General features: G+C 55.0%; 23 protein-coding genes and 2 pseudogenes. 12 read left to right on the forward strand and 13 right to left on the reverse strand.

Annotated elements, in window-relative coordinates; translation table 11 throughout:
* Positions 1-77: 77 nt before the first annotated feature.
* Complete coding sequence (locus tag ACIOYV_RS27975) at positions 78-719, forward strand: HAD family hydrolase (RefSeq protein WP_401328939.1); 642 nt, start codon at positions 78-80, stop codon at positions 717-719.
* Positions 720-836: 117 nt separating this feature from the next.
* Here the strand turns inward: ACIOYV_RS27975 and ACIOYV_RS27980 are convergent, their stop codons facing one another.
* Together ACIOYV_RS27980 and ACIOYV_RS27985 are read right to left on the reverse strand one after the other, a co-directional pair.
* Positions 837-1,604 carry an aldolase gene (locus tag ACIOYV_RS27980; RefSeq protein ID WP_401328942.1) on the reverse strand — a complete coding sequence of 256 codons (768 nt, stop codon included), beginning with the start codon at positions 1,602-1,604 and terminating at the stop codon, positions 837-839.
* Between the two features lie 14 nt (positions 1,605-1,618).
* Complete coding sequence (locus ACIOYV_RS27985; protein ID WP_401328945.1) at positions 1,619-2,323, reverse strand: haloacid dehalogenase type II; 705 nt, start codon at positions 2,321-2,323, stop codon at positions 1,619-1,621.
* 109 nt (positions 2,324-2,432) lie between these two features.
* Between ACIOYV_RS27985 and ACIOYV_RS27990 the strand changes: the two genes are divergently transcribed.
* Entirely contained in the window at positions 2,433-3,284 is an 852-nt protein-coding gene (locus tag ACIOYV_RS27990) for a LysR substrate-binding domain-containing protein (RefSeq protein WP_401328948.1), read from the forward strand.
* A gap of 22 nt (positions 3,285-3,306) precedes the next feature.
* On the opposite strand, the gene ACIOYV_RS27995 is transcribed toward ACIOYV_RS27990, so the two are convergent.
* The 5 genes from ACIOYV_RS27995 to ACIOYV_RS28015 form a co-directional block, all read right to left on the reverse strand.
* Positions 3,307-3,837: a hypothetical protein gene (locus ACIOYV_RS27995; protein WP_401328951.1), complete on the reverse strand. Its 531-nt coding sequence runs from the start codon at positions 3,835-3,837 to the stop codon at positions 3,307-3,309.
* A gap of 39 nt (positions 3,838-3,876) precedes the next feature.
* Positions 3,877-4,398, reverse strand: coding sequence for a hypothetical protein (locus ACIOYV_RS28000; RefSeq protein WP_401328954.1), 522 nt, complete (start codon positions 4,396-4,398; stop codon positions 3,877-3,879).
* Between the two features lies 1 nt (position 4,399).
* Positions 4,400-5,128 carry an alpha/beta hydrolase gene (locus ACIOYV_RS28005; protein ID WP_401328957.1) on the reverse strand — a complete coding sequence of 243 codons (729 nt, stop codon included), beginning with the start codon at positions 5,126-5,128 and terminating at the stop codon, positions 4,400-4,402.
* Positions 5,129-5,131: 3 nt separating this feature from the next.
* On the reverse strand, positions 5,132-5,629 hold the full coding sequence (locus ACIOYV_RS28010) for a PAAR domain-containing protein (RefSeq protein ID WP_054054171.1): 498 nt from the start codon (positions 5,627-5,629) through the stop codon (positions 5,132-5,134).
* 246 nt (positions 5,630-5,875) lie between these two features.
* Positions 5,876-6,541, reverse strand: a complete 666-nt coding sequence (locus ACIOYV_RS28015) for a ribonuclease T2 (protein WP_401328961.1) — start codon at positions 6,539-6,541, stop codon at positions 5,876-5,878.
* 158 nt (positions 6,542-6,699) lie between these two features.
* On the opposite strand from ACIOYV_RS28015, the gene ACIOYV_RS28020 reads away from it, so the two are divergent.
* Entirely contained in the window at positions 6,700-7,185 is a 486-nt protein-coding gene (locus ACIOYV_RS28020; protein ID WP_401328964.1) for a hypothetical protein, read from the forward strand.
* A gap of 125 nt (positions 7,186-7,310) precedes the next feature.
* Here ACIOYV_RS28020 and ACIOYV_RS28025 read toward each other — a convergent pair whose 3' ends face one another.
* Positions 7,311-7,619 (reverse strand): cupredoxin family copper-binding protein, encoded by a 309-nt coding sequence (locus ACIOYV_RS28025; RefSeq protein ID WP_265044397.1) that lies wholly within the window; start codon positions 7,617-7,619, stop codon positions 7,311-7,313.
* A 15-nt stretch (positions 7,620-7,634) separates the two neighbouring features.
* Positions 7,635-8,603, reverse strand: a complete 969-nt coding sequence (locus ACIOYV_RS28030) for a metallophosphoesterase family protein (RefSeq protein ID WP_401328967.1) — start codon at positions 8,601-8,603, stop codon at positions 7,635-7,637.
* Positions 8,604-8,757: 154 nt separating this feature from the next.
* Between ACIOYV_RS28030 and ACIOYV_RS28035 the strand changes: the two genes are divergently transcribed.
* Together ACIOYV_RS28035 and ACIOYV_RS28040 are read left to right on the forward strand one after the other, a co-directional pair.
* Complete coding sequence (locus tag ACIOYV_RS28035; RefSeq protein WP_401328970.1) at positions 8,758-9,270, forward strand: sigma-70 family RNA polymerase sigma factor; 513 nt, start codon at positions 8,758-8,760, stop codon at positions 9,268-9,270.
* Positions 9,263-10,006 carry an anti-sigma factor family protein gene (locus ACIOYV_RS28040; RefSeq protein WP_401328972.1) on the forward strand — a complete coding sequence of 248 codons (744 nt, stop codon included), beginning with the start codon at positions 9,263-9,265 and terminating at the stop codon, positions 10,004-10,006. The genes ACIOYV_RS28035 and ACIOYV_RS28040 overlap by 8 nt, the downstream gene beginning before the upstream one ends.
* 27 nt (positions 10,007-10,033) lie before the next feature.
* Here the strand turns inward: ACIOYV_RS28040 and ACIOYV_RS28045 are convergent, their stop codons facing one another.
* A complete protein-coding gene (locus tag ACIOYV_RS28045; RefSeq protein ID WP_401328975.1) occupies positions 10,034-11,767 on the reverse strand; it encodes a murein L,D-transpeptidase in 1,734 nt (577 codons plus the stop codon).
* Between the two features lie 77 nt (positions 11,768-11,844).
* On the opposite strand from ACIOYV_RS28045, the gene ACIOYV_RS28050 reads away from it, so the two are divergent.
* Complete coding sequence (locus ACIOYV_RS28050) at positions 11,845-12,549, forward strand: murein L,D-transpeptidase catalytic domain family protein (RefSeq protein ID WP_054054186.1); 705 nt, start codon at positions 11,845-11,847, stop codon at positions 12,547-12,549.
* Between the two features lie 95 nt (positions 12,550-12,644).
* On the opposite strand, the pseudogene ACIOYV_RS28055 reads toward ACIOYV_RS28050, so the two are convergent.
* Positions 12,645-12,836 (reverse strand): annotated as a pseudogene (locus ACIOYV_RS28055) (toxin-antitoxin system HicB family antitoxin); the annotation flags it as partial.
* Between the two features lie 647 nt (positions 12,837-13,483).
* Here ACIOYV_RS28055 and ACIOYV_RS28060 point away from each other — a divergent pair.
* The 4 genes from ACIOYV_RS28060 to ACIOYV_RS28075 all read left to right on the forward strand — a co-directional run bounded on the left by ACIOYV_RS28060 (position 13,484) and on the right by ACIOYV_RS28075 (position 15,626).
* A complete protein-coding gene (locus ACIOYV_RS28060; protein WP_054054191.1) occupies positions 13,484-13,783 on the forward strand; it encodes a DUF3077 domain-containing protein in 300 nt (99 codons plus the stop codon).
* A gap of 190 nt (positions 13,784-13,973) precedes the next feature.
* Positions 13,974-14,192 carry a hypothetical protein gene (locus ACIOYV_RS28065; protein WP_401328980.1) on the forward strand — a complete coding sequence of 73 codons (219 nt, stop codon included), beginning with the start codon at positions 13,974-13,976 and terminating at the stop codon, positions 14,190-14,192.
* A 197-nt stretch (positions 14,193-14,389) separates the two neighbouring features.
* Entirely contained in the window at positions 14,390-14,746 is a 357-nt protein-coding gene (locus ACIOYV_RS28070; RefSeq protein WP_401328983.1) for a hypothetical protein, read from the forward strand.
* A gap of 619 nt (positions 14,747-15,365) precedes the next feature.
* Positions 15,366-15,626: a DUF6429 family protein gene (locus ACIOYV_RS28075; RefSeq protein ID WP_401328986.1), complete on the forward strand. Its 261-nt coding sequence runs from the start codon at positions 15,366-15,368 to the stop codon at positions 15,624-15,626.
* Positions 15,627-15,672: 46 nt separating this feature from the next.
* Here the strand turns inward: ACIOYV_RS28075 and ACIOYV_RS28080 are convergent.
* Positions 15,673-15,907, reverse strand: a pseudogene (locus ACIOYV_RS28080) (site-specific integrase); the annotation flags it as partial.
* Positions 15,908-16,018: 111 nt separating this feature from the next.
* Between ACIOYV_RS28080 and dusA the strand changes: the two are divergent.
* Entirely contained in the window at positions 16,019-17,038 is a 1,020-nt protein-coding gene (dusA, locus tag ACIOYV_RS28085) for a tRNA dihydrouridine(20/20a) synthase DusA (protein ID WP_401328988.1), read from the forward strand.
* Positions 17,039-17,061: 23 nt separating this feature from the next.
* Here dusA and ACIOYV_RS28090 read toward each other — a convergent pair whose 3' ends face one another.
* A complete protein-coding gene (locus ACIOYV_RS28090; RefSeq protein ID WP_401328991.1) occupies positions 17,062-17,895 on the reverse strand; it encodes an undecaprenyl-diphosphate phosphatase in 834 nt (277 codons plus the stop codon).
* Positions 17,896-18,427: 532 nt separating this feature from the next.
* Here ACIOYV_RS28090 and ACIOYV_RS28095 point away from each other — a divergent pair.
* Positions 18,428-19,168: a winged helix-turn-helix domain-containing protein gene (locus tag ACIOYV_RS28095; RefSeq protein WP_163909278.1), complete on the forward strand. Its 741-nt coding sequence runs from the start codon at positions 18,428-18,430 to the stop codon at positions 19,166-19,168.

Below are 19,168 nucleotides of genomic sequence, written 5' to 3' on the forward strand. Positions count from 1 at the left end.
GGAGCCAATGGGAAACCCGCTCTGCTAGGATCAAAGGCCTCAGGACCTGTCCCGCAGGTTTACCCATGGAGGAAAACATGAGTGCTCAGTCTCACCCGGTCGCCATCAATACCGCCGTTTTCGATCTCGGCAATGTACTTATCCGCTGGAACCCCAGAAACCTTTACAAAAAATTGTTCGGTGACGACGTAGGGGCGATGGAAACCTTCCTCTCGGAGGTTTGCAACACGGCCTGGAACGAACAACAGGACAAGGGCCGGACCTGGCAGGAAGCCATCGAGGAAGCCATCGCCCGGCATCCTGGCCAGGAAGCGCTGATCCGCGCCTACCGCGAACGCTGGGAAGAAACCCTCGACGGTGCCATCGAAGACACCGTGACCATTCTTGATGAACTGCACGCCAACGGCATCCGGCTGCTGGCGCTGACCAACTGGTCCGCCGAAACATTTCCGATCGCCCTTGAGCGTTTTGAGTTCTTGCAGCGTTTCGAAGGGATTCTGGTGTCGGGCGCCGAGGGCGTGATCAAGCCTTCGCCGGAGATTTTCCAGTTGTTGGCGTCACGTTATGACGTTGATTGCAGTCGTGCGGTGTTTATTGATGATCACCGGCCGAACATCGATGGGGCGCAGCGCGAGGGGTTTCATGCGATCCAGTTCTTCGACGCGGCGCAACTGCGGAGGGATTTGGTAGCGTTGGGGTTGCCGGTTCAAGCAGGCTGAGATTGGGGGGACCGCATTCGCGAGCAGGCTCGCTCCCACATTGGATCGGTGTCGTCCACAAATCTCCCTGTGGGAGCGAGCCTGCTCGCGAAGAGGCCCGCCCAGTCACCGCAAAACCTACCGGGCCAACCGCCGCATCGCGCTCTGCAAATGCGCCCGCGCACTCTCGGCATCCCCCAATCGCATCTGCTCATACGCCCGCTGGGCAATTTCGTGCGGCACCGGTTTGAGCTCACGCCCACTCGCCATCGCCAGCAATTGCACCTGAGCAGCACGCTCCAGGTAATACAAATCATCCCAGGCCTCAGCGATGGTGGGCCCGGCAACGATCACACCGTGATTCTTCAGGAACAGGATATCAGCATCGCCCATCACGCTGGCAATCCGGTCACCTTCGGACTCATCGAGGGCCAGGCCGTTGTAGTCTTCGTCCACTGCCGTGCGCCCATAAAACTTCAACGCAGTCTGCCCCAGCCACAGCAGCGGTGGACCTTGCAGCAAACACAGCGCCGTGGCATTCGGCATGTGGGTGTGAAACGCCACTCTCACCCGCGGCAGTTGTTTATGCAGCCGCGCATGGATGTAGAACGCGGTCGCCTCGGGCTGCCCGTCACCCGCCACAACATTGCCGTGGAAGTCGCACACCAGCAGGTTCTCGGCGCTGACCTCGGCAAACGCATAGCCGTAAGGGTTCACAAAAAACAGGTCATCGCGCCCCGGCACCATCGCCGAAAAATGGTTGCAGATGCCCTCCTCCAAACCGTGCAGCGCCGCCAGTTGAAAACACGCCGCCAATTCCGTGCGAGCAATGATTGCAGCCTTCGAATCCAGATTCAGCTCGGCGTAACGTACCGGACGGGAACTGCCTGCAAGGGTGTGTGCCATAACGACTCCGTGAGTTACCAGCCAAGTGAAGTGAATAACGGCACGACCTGATCCAGCGTGCTCAAGATCGCATCGGGTCGATAGTCCGGCAGCAAATGCCGACCGGTGCCGCGGTCGATCCAGACGCAGCGGAACTGCATGTCCCGCGCGGCGGTGTGGTCCAGCATCGGACTGGCGCAGATGTGCACCACCTGATCACGGCGCACGCCCAGCTGTTCATGAGCGTAGTCAAACAGCCTTGGATTGGGTTTGTAAGCGCCAGCCTGTTGCGCCGTGATAACCCGATCAATATGCCCACCGAGTTGCGCAACGTTGCCGGCGATGATGTCGTCATCGGTATTGGACACGATGCACAGCTTGAAACCCATTGCCTTGAGCCGTGCCAGGGTCTCGATCACTTCGGGAAACGGTGGCATTCGCGGAATCGCCCCGGCCAAGCGCTGACTGTCTTCGGGAAGACTCGCCAACCCCAGCTCTTCCAGGGCGAGTTGCAAACCCTGGGTGCTCAACTGGCGAAACGACCGGTGCGGCGGCATCTGCTCCAGCCGATGTTCATGGCGGTCGTACACCGCGATCAGGCGATCTACATCGACCGAGTGATCGCCCTTGTCACGCAAAATCTCGGCGACCACGGCTTTCAGGCCTTCGTCCCATTGAATCAACGTGCCGTAGCAGTCGAAGGTCAGCCACTCGGGGCGCGGGGTGTGCTGGAGCGTCATGGGAAAGATCCTCTGAGATGAGAGCTTCAGCTTATGAGCGCTTGGTGATAGTGTGAAATTAAATCTATACCGCTAACTCAGTTGAAAATCGAATATCAGGAGATCCGCCATGCTCGATCTCGAACTGCTCAAAAGCTTCGTCTGCGTGGTCGACGAAGGCAGCTTCACTCGTGCCGCCGAGCGCGTGCACCGGACCCAATCCACGGTCAGCCAACAGTTGCGCAAACTGGAAGAGCTGATCGGCCACCCGCTGTTGATTCGCGACCGCACTGGGCAGAACGTCAGCGTCACCGAACATGGCGAACGGTTGATTGGTTACGCCCGGCGCTTGCTGGCGCTGTCTTCGGAGGCGGTACAAGCGCTGGCCAGCGACGTCGATCTGGAGATCCTGCGCCTCGGTGTGCCGGAAGACTTCGACGCCCGACGCATGGCCACGCTACTCGCCGGGTTCAACCAGGCGAAACCGCATGCACGACTGGAAACGATCAGCGGCATGAGCCTCGACCTCAAGCAGAAACTCGACGCCGGTGACATCGACATCGCCCTAATCAAACGCGAACCAGACAGCGGTCCCTGCTGGGCGTCCTGGCCGGAAGTGTTGGTGTGGGTGAAAGGTGCCGGGGTGGATTCAGCTAATGGAGTGTTGCCGTTGGCGTTGTTTCCGCAGGGCTGTATTTACCGACAACGGGCGATTCGCTTGCTGGATAAGGCTCAGCGGTCGTGGCGCGTGGCGTTCGGCAGCCATAGCTTGACCGGGATTCAAGCGGCGGTGGCGTCGGGATTGGGGATTTCCGTATTGCCGGAGTCGGCGGTGCTGCCGGAGCATACGGTGTGTACGGATTTGCCTGAGTTGCCGTCTTCGGAGTTGGCGTTGGTGAGTCGCGAGGGCACGTTGACCGGGTTACAGCGCGGGTTGGTGGAGTTTTTGAAGGAGGCGTTGAGCGGGGAGGCGCGGGGTTGAAGATTGCACCTCCGGGTTTTCGTCATTTGGATCTTGGCTTGTTGATTTCGCGAAGGAGATCGGCGGTTGGGATGTGCATGGTATTCGAATAGTACGGTTTGTAACCGTATGCGGTGATGACGACTTTGCATGGAATATCTGTTTTAGTCGCCAGAATCGAGTTCAACTCATCCACCGAAAGATTTCTCCGAGACGTGCCTTTATTGCGTGTTTCGCTCAAAAAGGCACGGGTGACATAACTGAATGCGCCCTGAACATGACCGGAAGCGCTCTTCTCTATCAAACCATACGCGGAGCGTTCTATCGTGTTGCCAACTGAAAAATCACTGTCATTTTCCAACGCGCAGATAAGATTAGTTGAAGCCTGCCCCAGCCCTTCTCCTCGCCCATAAAGGTCCTGAAGATTAATATTGGAACTGAAACTGATATCGTACAGTTGAAGTCCTCCCTCCCGTTTGACTGACAAAAACTCTACAGTAGCAGATGACTTATTATGCTCTTTAGCGCAAGACGAGCACATCATAGCTAAAAGCAGACATATTAAGATCTTCATTCTTGGCAAGCCCTACAATCACGAATAAACGCAACTGACTCATGGTTTATTGACCTCGCGCAGCAGATCAGCCACGGGAACATTCATAACATTTGAGTAATAAGGCTTATAGCCATAAGCTGTGAGTACAGCTTTGCAAGGAACACTACTCTTATTCGAAAGAATTGAATTTATTTCCTTTATAGATAAGTCATCATCTCCAGTGCCATTTTTTATAGTCCTCTTAAAAAAAGCACTCGTAACATAACGATAACTCTGCCCATCCGTTTTGACCTGATCCGTCTCAATCACCCCATACGCTGAAAGCTGCCGAAAACGCTCCACGGAAATATCCTGGTCATCGCCAAGTGCACATTCAAGTATGGCAGATGCGACGCCCTCACTTTCACCCTTGCCAAACAGATCCAAAAAGTTAATGTCTGACCTGTAGTGAATATCATATAGAGAGGATTGATCTTCTCGTTCAATGGACACATAGCTCAGATTGGCAGCTGGCATTCCATGATCCTTGGCACAAGAAGAAACCAGGACAAGCAGTAATAGAATGAAAGAATTTTTCATATTATGAAAACTCCTTCATTATCGACTCAAATAGCAAGTCGCTAGCAGATTTCGCTCCCGAGATTGGCTTAACAAACAACGCATTAGCATTATAATGATTTGCATCTATATTGGCATTTATGGAAGGGCCGCAATCAATAATCCATTTTTCACCAAAGTCCGCTACCCCATCTGAGTCATCCGGTGTCGAAGGCGTCGCCTTTACATTAATCCAGTTCTCAGCAACGGGAGAGGGTTTATCCATATAGATATCAGAGCCAAACCAGACTAAAGCACCCTCACCAACAGGATCCAGGGTGATCAACATTTTTATTTTATAACCCCAATCCGACATTATTTTCGTCAGATGGGCACCGTTCCAACCACCCAGACTATGCCCGACAATATATACCGGGCAGCTCTTGTACGGAATTAAAGCCAACACATTTTTCTGAATATCTTTTTTGCCTCTGACATCATTGTAGCCAACCCAGTCAGACTTATACTTCCCCTCGTCTTTCAAGGTATTAGTACGCTTATCGAACGATGTCCGTGCCTGGAGAACATTTCGGAAAGGACCTGAGAAATAGTAACTTTCCTTATCCCCAGCCCCGCCCACAAAAATAACAATTGCCTTGGTACTCTCAATCGGCACAGTCTTTTCACTGACATCCTTCTTGTCCGTCAGCGTATGTTCACTTTGCTGCTTATACGTATTGCCTTTAGCGCACGTAACCGTTTCACCCGCCATGCCTCACTCCTCCAAAAACAGCTTGATGCTTTCAGGAAGGTGCGAACTGATCGTGTGGGTGAACCCCGACGCGTCAGACACTCCATGCTCTTGGCGGCCATCCGCACGCTGAATCATGTAGGGATGATTCGGCATCGGCTCGCCGGTCGTCGCGTTCACCAGTTTCAACTTGTCGGTGAAGTTGACCGGCATCGGCAATAGACCGGTGAACGGAGCACTGACCACGGTATCGCCAATAATCACTGTGCCTGAACCACCAATGACCACATTGCCGTGGCCACCTACGCTGTCGAGGGTGGCGGCGTTCAAGCCATTGATAAATACCGTGGCGGACACGCCGCCGGTGATCGGACTGCCGCAAGCCGATTTGTCGGTCATGCGCGCAGCGGCCAGGCCATCGAAGTTCACATTGGGCGAACCGCTGGCGATGGGATTGGTGCCGTGTCCCGGTAGCGGGCAAGCGGTGGGGTCGGTGAGGCGGGCAGCGGGTTTTCCGCTCATGCACAAGCTCCTTGCAGGCTTTTCTGACAATCCATTGAATTAGCGCGCAAGGATGAGGGATGTGGGGGATTTGTTCAAATGCCGGCTTCAAAAAAACCGGCATTATCAAGAACTAAGAATCACCACTTTCCTGTGGGAGCGAGCTTGCTCGCGATGAGGTCAGACCCGCCAACATGGGTGCTGAATGTAGGTCCGCTTTCGCGAGCAAGCTCGCTCCCACAGGTTTTGCGTTTTAATTAGGCGATATCAGCGCGACGGCGGAACCCGGATATCTCCCGCGCGGCATTGGGTCTTCACGCCCTTCCCGCACGCGCCGAACTCCAGATCCTTGCCCATGCACACCCGCACTTCCGACAACTCCGGGCCACTGCACAACACAGCAATACCGTCCGCCGGAATCCCAGGGTTGCTCTCGCGGAACAGGTCGCTGATTTTCTGCGCCGTGAAGTAATGCGTGCCGCTGAAAGGTTGAAGTTGCTCGGGGACTTTCACGGCAGCAACCGCTTTGTCCGCCGCATCCAGATAACCCGTCGCACCGAGACCGCTGCAAGTGCCGTGTTTGGGCCATTCATGTTCAAGCAACTTCGGCGTAGGGAACAGCGTCAGCCCTTGGGTGCGTTCGGCCGGTGACAACGCCACCATCGGCGGGCACGACTCCGGCCAGCCGCCCTTCGCGAATTGCGGCCAGAGGCCGTGGAGCACAAAGCCGTAGCCTTTGCCGGAGCACTGCACGTCGTCTTTGTGGGTCAGGCAGAAGGTCGGCGACCAGGACAGCGTCAGCAGGTAGTAATCGAATACTCCTGCCACTGACTCGACAGGCGCTTTGCCTTGGTGTGTTTGCCGAGCACTGCTCAGCCCGATGTTGCCGAACGTTATCGCGAGGATCGCGAGGGCTGCGTAAAGCTTTTTCATATACCCACTCCTTGGGAATGATGATTGGTTGAGTCCTAGGCCGACGATCGGCCAGGGGTTGTTTTGTCATCCGGGTGTTTCAATCGCATGACGCAAGGCAAAACGTGCATTACCTTGATAACGCTATGATCACTCTTACATCACGACAGGGAATTGACATGAGTAGGGCAGACGAGCTCGCCGCAAAACTGAGAGAGACCCGGCATTCCGGCTTCGACGCAACCAGCGGCACCGATCAGGCGATCGACAGTTGGCCGGGCGAAGTGTACGCAATGTATCACCAGATCGAAGCGTGGCTGAAGCCGCTGCTTGAGGCTGGCCTGAGCATCCGGCGTAATCCCACGCATGTTTTCGAGCGCCATCCTGAAGGCGCGACTTACGCCTACTCCATCGACCAATTGGTGATTGAAGGCAACCACCACAGCCTCACTTTCGTACCGATCGTGCGCTTCACAGCCGACGGCGCAGGCCGGGTCGAGATTCATCTCAAGGGCAAAGAGATTCCCTTGCTGCGAACCGTCAACGAGCACGGTGAAAGCCAGTGGTGGTTACAGTCGATCGAGCAATCCGGGCAGCAACCGGATGCGGTGGCTTTGACTGAGGTGAATCTGCTGTCGGTGATCCAGGAAGGGCTGGATCTTTAAGCTTCACACTTTCCCTGTGGGAGCGAGCTTGCTCGCGATAGCGGTCTTACATTCAACATCCATATTGACTGGTCTGGCCTTATCGCGAGCAAGCTCGCTCCCACAATGTTCAGTGGTACTCCCTATCACTGGCTAACCACAATCTTCCCGATCATCTGCGGATGCAGCGAGCAGAAATATTCAAACTCCCCCGGCGTGTTGAACACGTAGGAAAAGCTGTCATTGGTGTCCAGCGCCCCCGAGCGGAACACCTTGTGGGTTTCCGCCACCGTGTGCGGGATTTCGTCATCGTTCACCCACGTCACCTTGGTCCCGACCGCTACGGTCATGTCCTTGGGTCCGAACATGAATTCCTTGATATCGATTTTCACATCCTGAGCCCACACCGGCATCGACAGCATCAGACACACCATCGTCAGCAATAGCTTTTTCATCCTCGCGCCCTCCCCTTAAACCAATGTCGAATCGATCAGCGCCAGCGGATGCTCGCCCTGTGTCGCGCGCACATCAGTGACGCCCAGGTAATTGCGCAGTTGATCCGCCGCGACCGTCATCGGCCCCGGTGACGGCGCCGTGCCCGGTGCGGGTTGTGGATAAGCCGTGCCGCGAGCGGTGTGGAAGGTGATGTTGCCTTCGACCTTCTGGATAACCTGGTGGATATGCCCGTTCAGCACCGTCACCGATCCATACTTGCGCAGCATGGCAATCGCCTGGTCGCCGTCCTCGGTGCCCCAGCCCCATGGCTGATAAATCGTCCACAACGGAATGTGGGTGAACACCACGATCGGCGTGCTGGTGCTCACGGCGCGCAAGTCGTCGGCCAGCCAGGCGAGTTGATCAGCGCCCAGGTTCGCTTCGCGTCCGGCCTGGAAGTTGAAGACATTCACCAGCGCGATGAAATGCACACCGTGATCATCGAAGCTGTACCAGCCGTTGCCTTTGGTGCCCTTGCCGTAGCGTTCGAGATAGAGCTTGCCGCCGCCCTCGTCGAGCGTGTCGTGCTCGCCCGGCACGTAGTGCACGGTGGACGGCAGGCCCTTGAGCAATTGCGCAGCGGTGTCGAACTCTTCGGCTTTGGACAGGTGGGTGATGTCGCCGGTGTGCAGGATCAGCGCCGGCCGTTTCGGCAACGCGATGACCTTGTCGATGGCCACTTGCAAAGTCTTCACCGGCTCCGGGTTGGCCTCTTTGTTGAAGCCGATGTGCGAGTCGCTGATCTGCACAAAGTGAAACGTGCTGGCCAGTGCCATGGGGTCGGTGACGTTGCCGAAACTGTCCAGCGCAAAGGCCCGGGGAACGCCGCCGCTCAAAGCCCAGATCACCCCGGCCCCGGCCCATGCGGAACACTTGAGCAGCGTCCTGCGGTCGGGGTTCAGCGGACCGTCGGTACGGCGTTGATGTTTTGATTGAATGTCCATCGGTATGCCCTCGTTGGCGGACTACAGTGAAGTAGCTGACACGAGGTACAACCGGGTAGGACAAGTCTTTATTCCGCGTCGAAAAATAAATTTTTTCCCGGGAATAAAACACCGTGAATCACAGTTACAGGAGTGGGACGGTGCGGAAAACACTATGAAGCGATTTGAGGAACTGTTTGCGCCCCACATGGACGCGGCCTATAACCTCGCGCGCTGGCTCACCGGTAACGACAGCGCCGCGCGCGATGTCGTGCAGGAAAGTGCGCTGCGCGCCTTTCGGTTTTTGCACCGCTTCGCCGATGGCAATCCAAAGGCCTGGTTCCTGACCATCGTGCGTAACGAAAGCTACACCTGGCTCAAGGCATCGGCCGGCCACCGCTGGGTCGCTATCAACGATGAACTCATCGACGACGAACCGGCGCTGAGCCACAGCCAAACCCCGGAACTGCTGGCCATTCACACGGAAAACGCGGTGCTGATCCAGCAAGCCCTGAGCGCCCTGCCGCCAGCGTTTCGCGAGGTAATAATTCTGAAGGAGCTCGAAGACCTGCCCTACAAGGACATCGCCCTGGTGGTCGACATTCCCATCGGCACCGTCATGTCGAGACTGGCCCGGGCTCGTGCCATGCTCAAGCTCGAATTACAGAAGATCCACGATCATGAATGAACTCGACTGCACGGCTTGCCAGACGCTGGTTCATGGCTATCTGGACAAGGAGCTAGACAGCGTGACGGCGGCGAAAGTAGCCGGGCATTTGGCCGAGTGTGCCGAGTGCGCGCGGCTGCATGATGAGACGCGGTTGCTGATAAACAGCGTGAAACGGCACGCGCCGTATTACGCGGCGCCAGCGTCGTTGACCGCCAATGTGCTGGCTTCCATTGCGCCACAGCGGAGTGCGTTCGAACGCTGGCGGACATGGTTCGCACCAGCCTTTTCAGCGGCGGCACTGGCCTTGGCGGTGGTGCTATTTGTGGCAACGCCTGGCAGTGAACAACCGCTGATGGATGAGGCGGTGTCGAGCCATGTGCGCTCATTGATGGGCGAGCATTTGAATGATGTGGTGTCGTCTGACCGCCACACAGTGAAGCCCTGGTTCACCGGCAAACTCGACTTCTCGCCACCGGTATTCGATTACGCGGCGCAAGGGTTTCCGTTGTTGGGTGGGCGGCTGGATTATCTGCAACACCAGACCACGGCGGCGCTGAGTTATGCGCGGGCCAAGCACATCATCAACGTGTTTATCCTGCCGACGACCGAAGCGGATAAACCGCCGCAAACACGGTTGATTCGAGGTTTTAACGTGGTGTCGTGGGAGGAAAACCACATGCGCTTTGTGATGGTTTCGGATGTGGAGAAAAGTGAGCTTGAGACGCTGGGCCAGTTGCTCAGGAATGGTGCCTGATACAAATCCCCAGCGCCTACGCAAGAGTTACGGTCTGACTTGCCCCACCGCCGCCTGCAAATCCAGCGCCGGCAACTTCGCCGGCGAATTCAGCGCTTTCAACACTGGATTATCGTAGCCATACACATCCGGCTTGAACGCCACTCGCCCGTTGCTGCCCATGTCCACCGTCCAATACGCCAACAACACCGGCACTTTCACCGGCAAGCGAATGTTCTCGGTCTTGCCATTGGCCAGTTGTTTTTGAATCCCGGCGCTGTTCCAGCGCACCGGATCGTTGAACAGCAACTCGACCAACTGCAATGGGTTCTCCACCCGAATACAGCCCGAACTGGTAGCGCGGACGTTCTTCGCGAACAACTCCCGGTGCGGTGTGTCGTGCAGGTAAATCGCATAGTCATTCGGGAAGCGGATGACCACCTGGCCCAACGAGTTTTCCGGCCCGGCATCCTGGCGCAAAGTAATGCCCTGCGGGTGGCTCCAGTCGATGGTCGCCGGATCCAGCACATTACCTTCCCGATCCAGCGGACGAATCCGGTTGGCGCTGAGGTAATTTGGGTTACTCAGGATCTTCGGCAATACATCTTCTTTCAAAATCGTTGGCGGCACGGTCCAGGTAGGGTTGAACGTGACGTAAGTAATCTCGGCCTGAAAGATCGGCGTGCTGCGAAACGGTTTACCGACCTGCACCCGGGAACGCCAGACGGGTTGGCCATCGCGATACAGCGCGACCTTGTACCCGGCGATATCGACAATAACGAACGTGCCCTCCAGCTTATAAAGCAGCCAACGCGCGCGCTCCATGTTGACCCGCACCTGATCGATGCGCGCCTGCACCGGCACGTTCAACGCCGCAAGGGTCGCCGCACCAGCCACGCCGTCTGCGCCCAGGTATTGCTCGGTCTGGTACTTCTTCACGGCAGCGATCACGGCATCGTCGTATTCATTGTTTTTGCTGTGTTTCGAATCCAGGTAACCGCCCGCCGCCAACCGCGCGCGCAACTGCGCCACAGCGGGGCCGTCCATTCCTGGCTTGAGCGATTGCCCTTCGGTGATTTTCGGCCAGCCGCCGCGGTCGCGAATCGTGCGCAACTGCGCCAAGGCTTCACGCAAACCGACGTACACCGCCTCTTGCGGCGGCGCTTGCGCAAAGGCGCGGGCGACATCATGCGTGTCGAGTGCGATGAAGAAGTTATTCACGTCATCCCGAGGGTCGGCGCCGGTAATGTCGAAATTCCAATGCATGTCCAGCCGCGCAGGATCGACCTTGCCCCGGCGCAATTGCAGCAATGCCGTGAGGTAAGTGCGGGTGGCCGCGAGGTCGAAGGCAGCTTGCTGGGCCGGCGTCGGCGCCGTGTTCTGCATCGACGCCTGGGCCATGGCCAAATCATCGCCACGAAAATCCGCAGGCTCCAGGCCATCAATTTGCGTGTCGTTGAGGCTTTTCAGCAACTGGGCGACATCATCAGGATTGGTCCAGGCCGCACGGAATTGGCGATGGGTATAGAAATCGAGCACCACGCGATTAACGTCGATGCGCTGATGACGCGGCCGGGTTTGCAACGGCGGGAATGCCGAGATCATCGGCTCCAGCACTGCATGAATCTCCTGGGCGACGTTATCGTCGGGTATCGCCTCGATCATGCTGATCGACGGATTTTCCGGCGCGATCGGCGAAGTTTCAGCGACGGCCGTGCCGCTGATCAGAAAGCCCATAAAAAAGACATGGCTTATGACGAATAACCTTGATAGTTGCCTCATGGATAATCCTTAATCTCGTGCGTTCAGCACTTGTCGTTTGCCCTGCTAAACTCGAAATAACTTAATGAGACATCTCTATGGCGCTAAACCGCTTTGGCTTTCTATGCTCGGCCCTGCTGCTGACGGTAACGTCAATACCGCTAGCCTACGCCGATTCTCTCGCCGCCGCCCTCGCCAAAGCGGCCCCCGGTGCTAACGCCAACGTCATTGGTCTGGCCGTTCGCGCCTCACAATGTCGAATCGCCCAAGGCTCGGCCCCAGTACAACGGCTCGCCGTCATCGATTACTCACTGCCTTCGACCGAACAGCGCCTGTGGGTGTTCGATTTAAAGAAGCGCAAATTGCTGTTTCATGAACTCGTCGCCCATGGCCGCAACAGCGGCGAAAACATGGCCGTCAACTTCTCCAACCAAAACGAAAGCTTCGCCACCAGCCTTGGCTTATACCGCACCCAATCCAGTTATGTCGGGCAAAACGGCTATTCGCTGCGCATGGAAGGGCTGGAGCCCGGGTTTAACGACAACGCGTTTGATCGAGCCATCGTGATTCACGGCGCGCCCTACGTCAGCCCGAAACTGGCAAAGATTAATGGGCGGATTGGTCGCAGCCTGGGATGCCCGGCGGTACGGCCAGCGATCGCACATCGGTTGATTGATTCGATGAAGGATGGGCAGTTGTTGTTTTCGTATTATCCGGATCAGCGGTGGTTGAAGACTTCTTCGTTTGTGAATTGTGGGAGTGGGACGATGGCGGGGGTTTCTGGGGTGAAGACTACTCGGTAGGCGGGTGGACCATGCGTATCGGGGGATTGACGGTGTAGTTTGCATCGATCAATCCCCAATACCGAGGACGACTTCGGTGGCTACCAATTTTACAGCTCGCGTCCGAGCCTGGCGCTCACCTCCAAATAATCAGTAACAGCCTCTTCAAAAGCCTCTCGAAGCTTTCGTGCTGACTCTCCATGAAAACCGACGATATCTTTGATATTCGCTACGTGGCCTACAAACACGCCGTCTTCATCACTGTATTCAAATCGGGCGGTATAGCCTCGGTAACTCATTAGGCTCACGGGGTGGCTCCTGCTAGTTCACGCATAGCCCCGCTGATAGGGCTTTGCTCCGGGATTTCTGCGACGGCTGTCACTACCGCTTTCAGCCCAAAGTGCACCCACTCCCCTTCCCTGCTCCTTGCATCAGCGGAATCAAGGATTCGGTTCGGGTTCACTTCAATACGGCTGTGAATAGCTTCCAGAATATCCAGTGACTCTCGATGAAGTTGTAGGCAAAATCCGAGAGTTGCGTGAGAGAGTACGTTTACTGTGCTTTCGGACTGGCGAGCTCATTGTTGGTCTTATCGTCGACGGATACCCTCCTGACGTCGCTGCACATCAGCGACCGGGCTTGGTAACCCGACGAGTTACGCAACGGCGGTCCAATCACAATTCCTGGCGGCTTACGCCTACGAATTTGTGTTATGGCGGCTGTGCGTGGGACGCCCTCGGGCGTGCCGGTTTCCTTGACTCCCGGTTTACCAACCTGCGCATAGCTGCCACCCTTTCGCTTGGTAACGAAAGTGGCAGCTCCTTATGTCAAGGAGTTCGACAATGCACAGCGCAAATCCGTATCAACTCAGCTCTACCCTTCAACGCAATTCCGCGTCGCGTAACGCCCCTTCGCTAGACATCTCCTGCCGCCTCGCCTGCGCCGGAGGTGACATATGACCGATCCCACAGAAATTAAAACCCTCGGCTTTACCCCCTGCATTTACTGCCCAGATTCAGAACTGGCAATGTTCCACGTCAGTGCGGATGTACCGGTCAGCGAAGCATTGTTAAAAGCGTCTGACTTGCTGTCCTTGGCCAAGGCGCTTGCGCAGGACGCCGCGTTCGAAAGAGACACCGACCGTCACGCCTGGGCCGCGCACTATCTGACGGCGATGGGTAAGGCGATCATTGATGATGTGATGAAAGCTGTTTCACCGCGACCTAATCTTTCGGTAAAGAAAACAGCTAAATAGCGAAGAACCATTCTTATATTCGCCCCGAGTAATCGGGGCGTTCGATGCTGATTGTACGAAGGTCTGCAAAAAGGAAATCCTGCCCTTCAGGCCCTCCTGAGTTGTATTCATCATTTTCCTCGAGACGAAAAAAAACCGCGCACGGCGGGATTTAATGCTTAAGCTATCAGTTCCACGCATGGAGGCACTTATGAAATATGCAACGATCCTTTTGACTACCGTTTTACTCGGCGGCTGCTCCTCATACAGTGAACGCGGCACCGGCGAAGGCGGAAGGGAAATCAACAACAAGGGTTACACCGTTCGCTGCGATGCGACACCGGCCAACCAACCCGGCTGCTACACCCCGCCGCCATCGTGGTCCTGGTGGCCGTCCAACAACATCAAATTTAAATTGGGTGCGAACTGAATCGGAAAAAACGGGGGCCGGTTTATTTGCTTGGGGCTGAAACAGTTCGTCAAAATATAATCATAGGCGGTGGTGCTGTGCAGACCGTGGGCACTCGTGTGTACGTTCGCTATCATTATTGCGGGAAGCATAGCCGGTAGCATCGCTGGCTCTATGGCAGCCGATAGGCTCGACGAGGAGTTTGAGGAGTTTTCACGATGGAACATTTTATAACTCCAAAGGAGCGATCTTATATACGGTGGGCACTATCGGATGCATTCGTTGATAATGACGTTGACTATGCAGCTATTGCCAGAGAGGTCCAGAATTTTGACCAAGAGAAAATAAAAGAAATTCTTTTTTCCGAAGTCGCTCCCGTCTGCCACGCCAACCTGGAGAGCACTCTTCCATCTATTTGGAGTTGTTTTAACCAAGAAGAGCTGGAGAAAGATATTGAGAAGATGCTTTACCTACGAAAGCAAAGTTCAATCCGGCAGCTGCTGGACAGCCTAATTATCAAATGGCTTCGCTACCGTTATAAATATATCTGGGTTGAAATTTCAAAAAAACCATAAAGACAAAAGTTCACTTAGGGATATCTAAACGGACTCAATCGCACACCCAACTACCCGCGAGCGCCGAGTACCAATCGTCGCTCTTGTGGATATCGGTCTGATTTTTTAAATCGCTTAAAACGCCAAGCTTATAATCAAAAAATCAAAAACAAAATAATCCTTTCGGTGACGCTGACTCCCATTTTATGATCACCAGCTCGCCACTAACCTCCGCTTTGCCTTGACGCTGGTCAATATTGCTGCAGCGGATATCCAGCGCCTCAAAGTGGAAGCCCTCGAAACACTCGCTGGATGGCCAGATGATCGTATTCGATCCATAAACTCCACATTTAAAGTCACGACTTGATCCTCAATGCTGCTCTCACTATTCTTTTCCAGAGCCAGCACCTCATGATGCGTCCCAACTGAGCAAGCTTGAGCGGTACATCGAGGAAGGCTACCAAGAGCCGTAAGCGCGGCTGCGCCACGCAACTGAGCACCTGCCGACGGCTTCTCCGGTTGAGGTTTACAAAGCTTTACTGCCCAGAAACTGATTGCCGGTATCGCGTAGTTAAACGCGCTAATCTTGATGGCTAGTGGAGTTTACGGCGAGTGTAAGAATACGAGCGGAGCAACGATCATGGAATACGACGATAAACTGATTGAAGATGCCGTGCTTGCCCTTTTGGCAACCTTCAGTTTTGATAACGGCAATGCTTGGAAAGGGTTCGACTTCGAGACCATGAGCCGATTATATGAACATGGCCTTATCAGCAATCCGGTGAACAAGAACAAATCAATTTGGTTGACCGCTGAAGGGCTGGAGCGAGGTCGGCAGATAGCCGACCGATTGTTTGGGGTAAAAACTCAAGTGGAGCCTGCATCCGACTCGGATACTTGATTTCATACCTCCGCCATACGGTAGGTCGGGTTTATGGATCGCTCACGATTTTCTCGTACTCATCTAGGTACTGCTCGATAATCTTCTTGATCGTCCCACCCTTGAGGTTCGCGCGCTCGATGCCACCAGGCCCCGCCAGCGCCTTCTCCCGACGCTTGACCCAAGCCTGGGCGACCTGCTTGTGATCGAAGGTCCGGCTTTCCTGATAAACTGCCGTCCCGTTTGATCCGTATCTGCGCCGTGTAAGTCGTCGAATTGTCCTTGCGCTTGCGAACTGTGATCGTGCCCGTTTTGAGTTGCTACATTGCTGAATTCGATTGCTACGTTGTAGCAGCCGACTTCAAACAACGATGAAAACCGGGTAAAAACCGCTGCATAAAAGATCAGTATTAATGAATCACGAAAAGCCTGAAGCCCCCGTAAATACTAGCTATACCCGACCAGAGCTATCGCGGCGGTTCAGCGTCGCCCCCATGATGGATTGGACCGACCGCCACTGTCGCTTCTTCCTACGCCTCCTATCCAAACACGCCCTCCTCTACACCGAGATGGTCACCACTGGCGCACTGCTCAACGGTGATCACGAGCGTTTCCTGCGCCACAACGAAGCCGAACACCCGCTAGCCCTGCAGCTCGGTGGCAGTGTTCCGCTGGACCTGGCCGCTTGCGCCCGTATGGCGCAGGAGCACGGTTACGATGAGGTGAACCTCAACGTCGGCTGCCCGAGCGATCGTGTTCAGAACAATATGATCGGCGCGGTGTTGATGGGGCATCCGCAGTTGGTGGCGGATTGTGTGAAGGCGATGCGCGATGCGGTGTCGATTCCGGTGACGGTGAAGCATCGGATCGGGATTAACGGGCGGGACAGTTACGAGCAGTTGTGTGATTTCGTCGGTACGGTTCGGGATGCGGGGTGCACGAGTTTTACGGTGCATGCGCGGATTGCGATTCTGGAGGGGTTGTCGCCGAAGGAGAATCGGGACATTCCGCCGTTGCGGTATGACGTGGCGGCGCAGTTGAAGAAGGATTTTCCGGAGATGGAGATTATTCTCAACGGCGGGATCAAGACGCTGGAGGCTTGCCACGAGCATTTGCAGACGTTCGACGGTGTGATGCTGGGTCGCGAGGCGTATCACAATCCTTATGTGATGGCTGAGGTGGATCAGCAGTTGTTTGGCAGCACGGCGCCGGTGATTACTCGGGCCGAGGCGCTGGCGCAGTTGCGACCTTATATTGCGGCGCACATTGATGCCGGCGGTTCGATGCACCATATCACCCGGCATGTGCTGGGGCTGGGCACCGGGTTTCCGGGGGCGCGCAAGTTTCGGCAGTTGTTGTCGGTGGATATCCACAAGGCGAAAGAGCCTTTGGTGCTGCTGGATCAGGCGGCGGAGTTGCTTGAGGGGCGCTAACCCCTCTCTTCTATTAAGCTCGGTCAGGCCGCTGTGGCTGCCGTCCAGTTCACCCAGCCGAATAGCCAGGTCGCCAGAATCAATAAGCCGAAGCCAATCCGGTACCAGGCGAAGACCGCGTAGCTGTGGCTGGCGATGAACTTGAGCAAGCCACGCACGGCGATCATCGCGAAGATGAACGCGGTGACAAAACCCAAGGCAAATACCGGCAGGTCGCTGGCCTGGAACAGGTCGCGGTACTTGTAGCCGGAATACACGGCGGCGCCGACCATCGTGGGCATCGCCAGAAAGAACGAGTACTCGGTCGCGGCCTTGCGCGACAGTCCAAACAGCAATCCGCCGATGATGGTCGAGCCTGATCGGGACGTCCCCGGGATCATCGCCAGGCACTGCGCGAAACCTACCTTCAACGCATCCGGCCAGCGCATGTCATCCACATGCTCGACGTGCACCACGTGCTCGCGCTGCTCCGCCCACAACATGACGACTCCACCCACTACCAGAGCGACAGCGACGGTAATTGGATTGAACAGGTACTCATGAATGTTATCGGCAAACAGTACACCCAGGATAACCGCTGGAAGAAAACCGATTAACAGGTTCAACGTAAAACGTTGCGCCTTGAGTTGGGTTGGCAGGCCTTTGACAATCTCGAATATTTTTGGACGAAACTCCCAGACCACAGCCAGAATGGCGCCCAGCTGAATAATGATATTAAACGCCATGGCGCGTTCACCACCAAAGCCCAACAGGTCTGCAACAATAATCTGGTGGCCCGTACTGGAAATAGGCAAGAACTCTGTCAGCCCTTCTACTGCGCCCAATACCAGTACTTGTATAAACGTCCAAAACTCCATCAATCCTCCGCCAGGCTATTCTTGTTGAACGCCCATTAACCGTATCTAGTTATTAAATAACTACGCAGCAGACTCGCACTTAACGCCTACTCAATAATTAAAAGCTTGGGCGAATAGTAGGTCTTATCAAACCACCGCCTCAAGTATTGTTAGTAATCGTCCGGCTAACGGACTATCGAAACCGTCGGTATAGAGAGAAGAATCCCACCCCGAGCAAAACGTGATGCAGCACACATATTCATCTTATTTAAGGACTAATTCCCCGTAATCACCACTCAAGACCGTGATGGCCTTTTAGAGGCAAAAACGAATCGCCATCGGCTAAAAATAGTGGCACTATTGCATATGGCCATCACGCTGAGACGCCATTTCGTTAGTTCAGCTGATCGCAAGAAGCAATTAAAAGATTGTTTATGTTAGAAAACTCGCTCGCAACGCCTGAAAATGCGTTTTGAATGTTACCAATTGTCAGTCACAGATGAGAACCGGTGCTTTAACATCCTGATGTCAGCACCCATTCGAGTCAAAAAGCATGATGCTTACAGGGAAATTAGCGACTAGAAGCCAGCGCGCGACAAATGAGGAACCCGGTGTTCTCACCTTGGGTCGTACCCGCAGCGTGGCTGAAAATTTTAGAGCGTTAGTCGCAAGGCACGTGCAATCCGATATAGCTCTTGATGCTAGCGCTTACACTAATTTACATAAGAAGAATGAACACCCGGATTTGTATCGGGCTATCTTCATCATTATTGACAGCCCTCATGCACTCGATGAGAGCCTGGCATTGGTGGAAAATCTTCGTTCTACCAACTTGAACCCACTCATATGTGCCGTTATCACGGGACGCGGCACCTATAACAAGATGAAGTTTTATCTTGCGGGCGCCGACTGCTGTATCAAGATCAATACATTGTCCGACGAAAGCACTGCGTTTCTGTCCGAATTCTTCAACAGTGAAGAGTGGCAACGGGACGTCAATCTGGTGTTGGACCCCACGCGTATATGCCTGATGGGCACACGCAAGAAGCTGGAGATTTCGTTTGCAGAAATGAAAATCCTGGAGGCATTTGCGCAAACCAGTAACCACATATTAAGTCACGATGAAATCGCCCGAATCATGGGGCTGAACACTAATTTTTACGACCCCAGGGCTTTGGAGAAGTCCATCAGTCGTCTTCGCGGAAAAATCAAAGGGATGTATGGCACCAATGCGATTCAAAGCATTCGCGGGTATGGATACCGTTTGATGAGGGGTCTGATCTCGACCGCCTGA

Origin of the sequence: Pseudomonas sp. NPDC087342, assembly GCF_044744265.1 — a bacterium.
Taxonomy (GTDB): domain Bacteria; phylum Pseudomonadota; class Gammaproteobacteria; order Pseudomonadales; family Pseudomonadaceae; genus Aquipseudomonas; species Aquipseudomonas nunensis.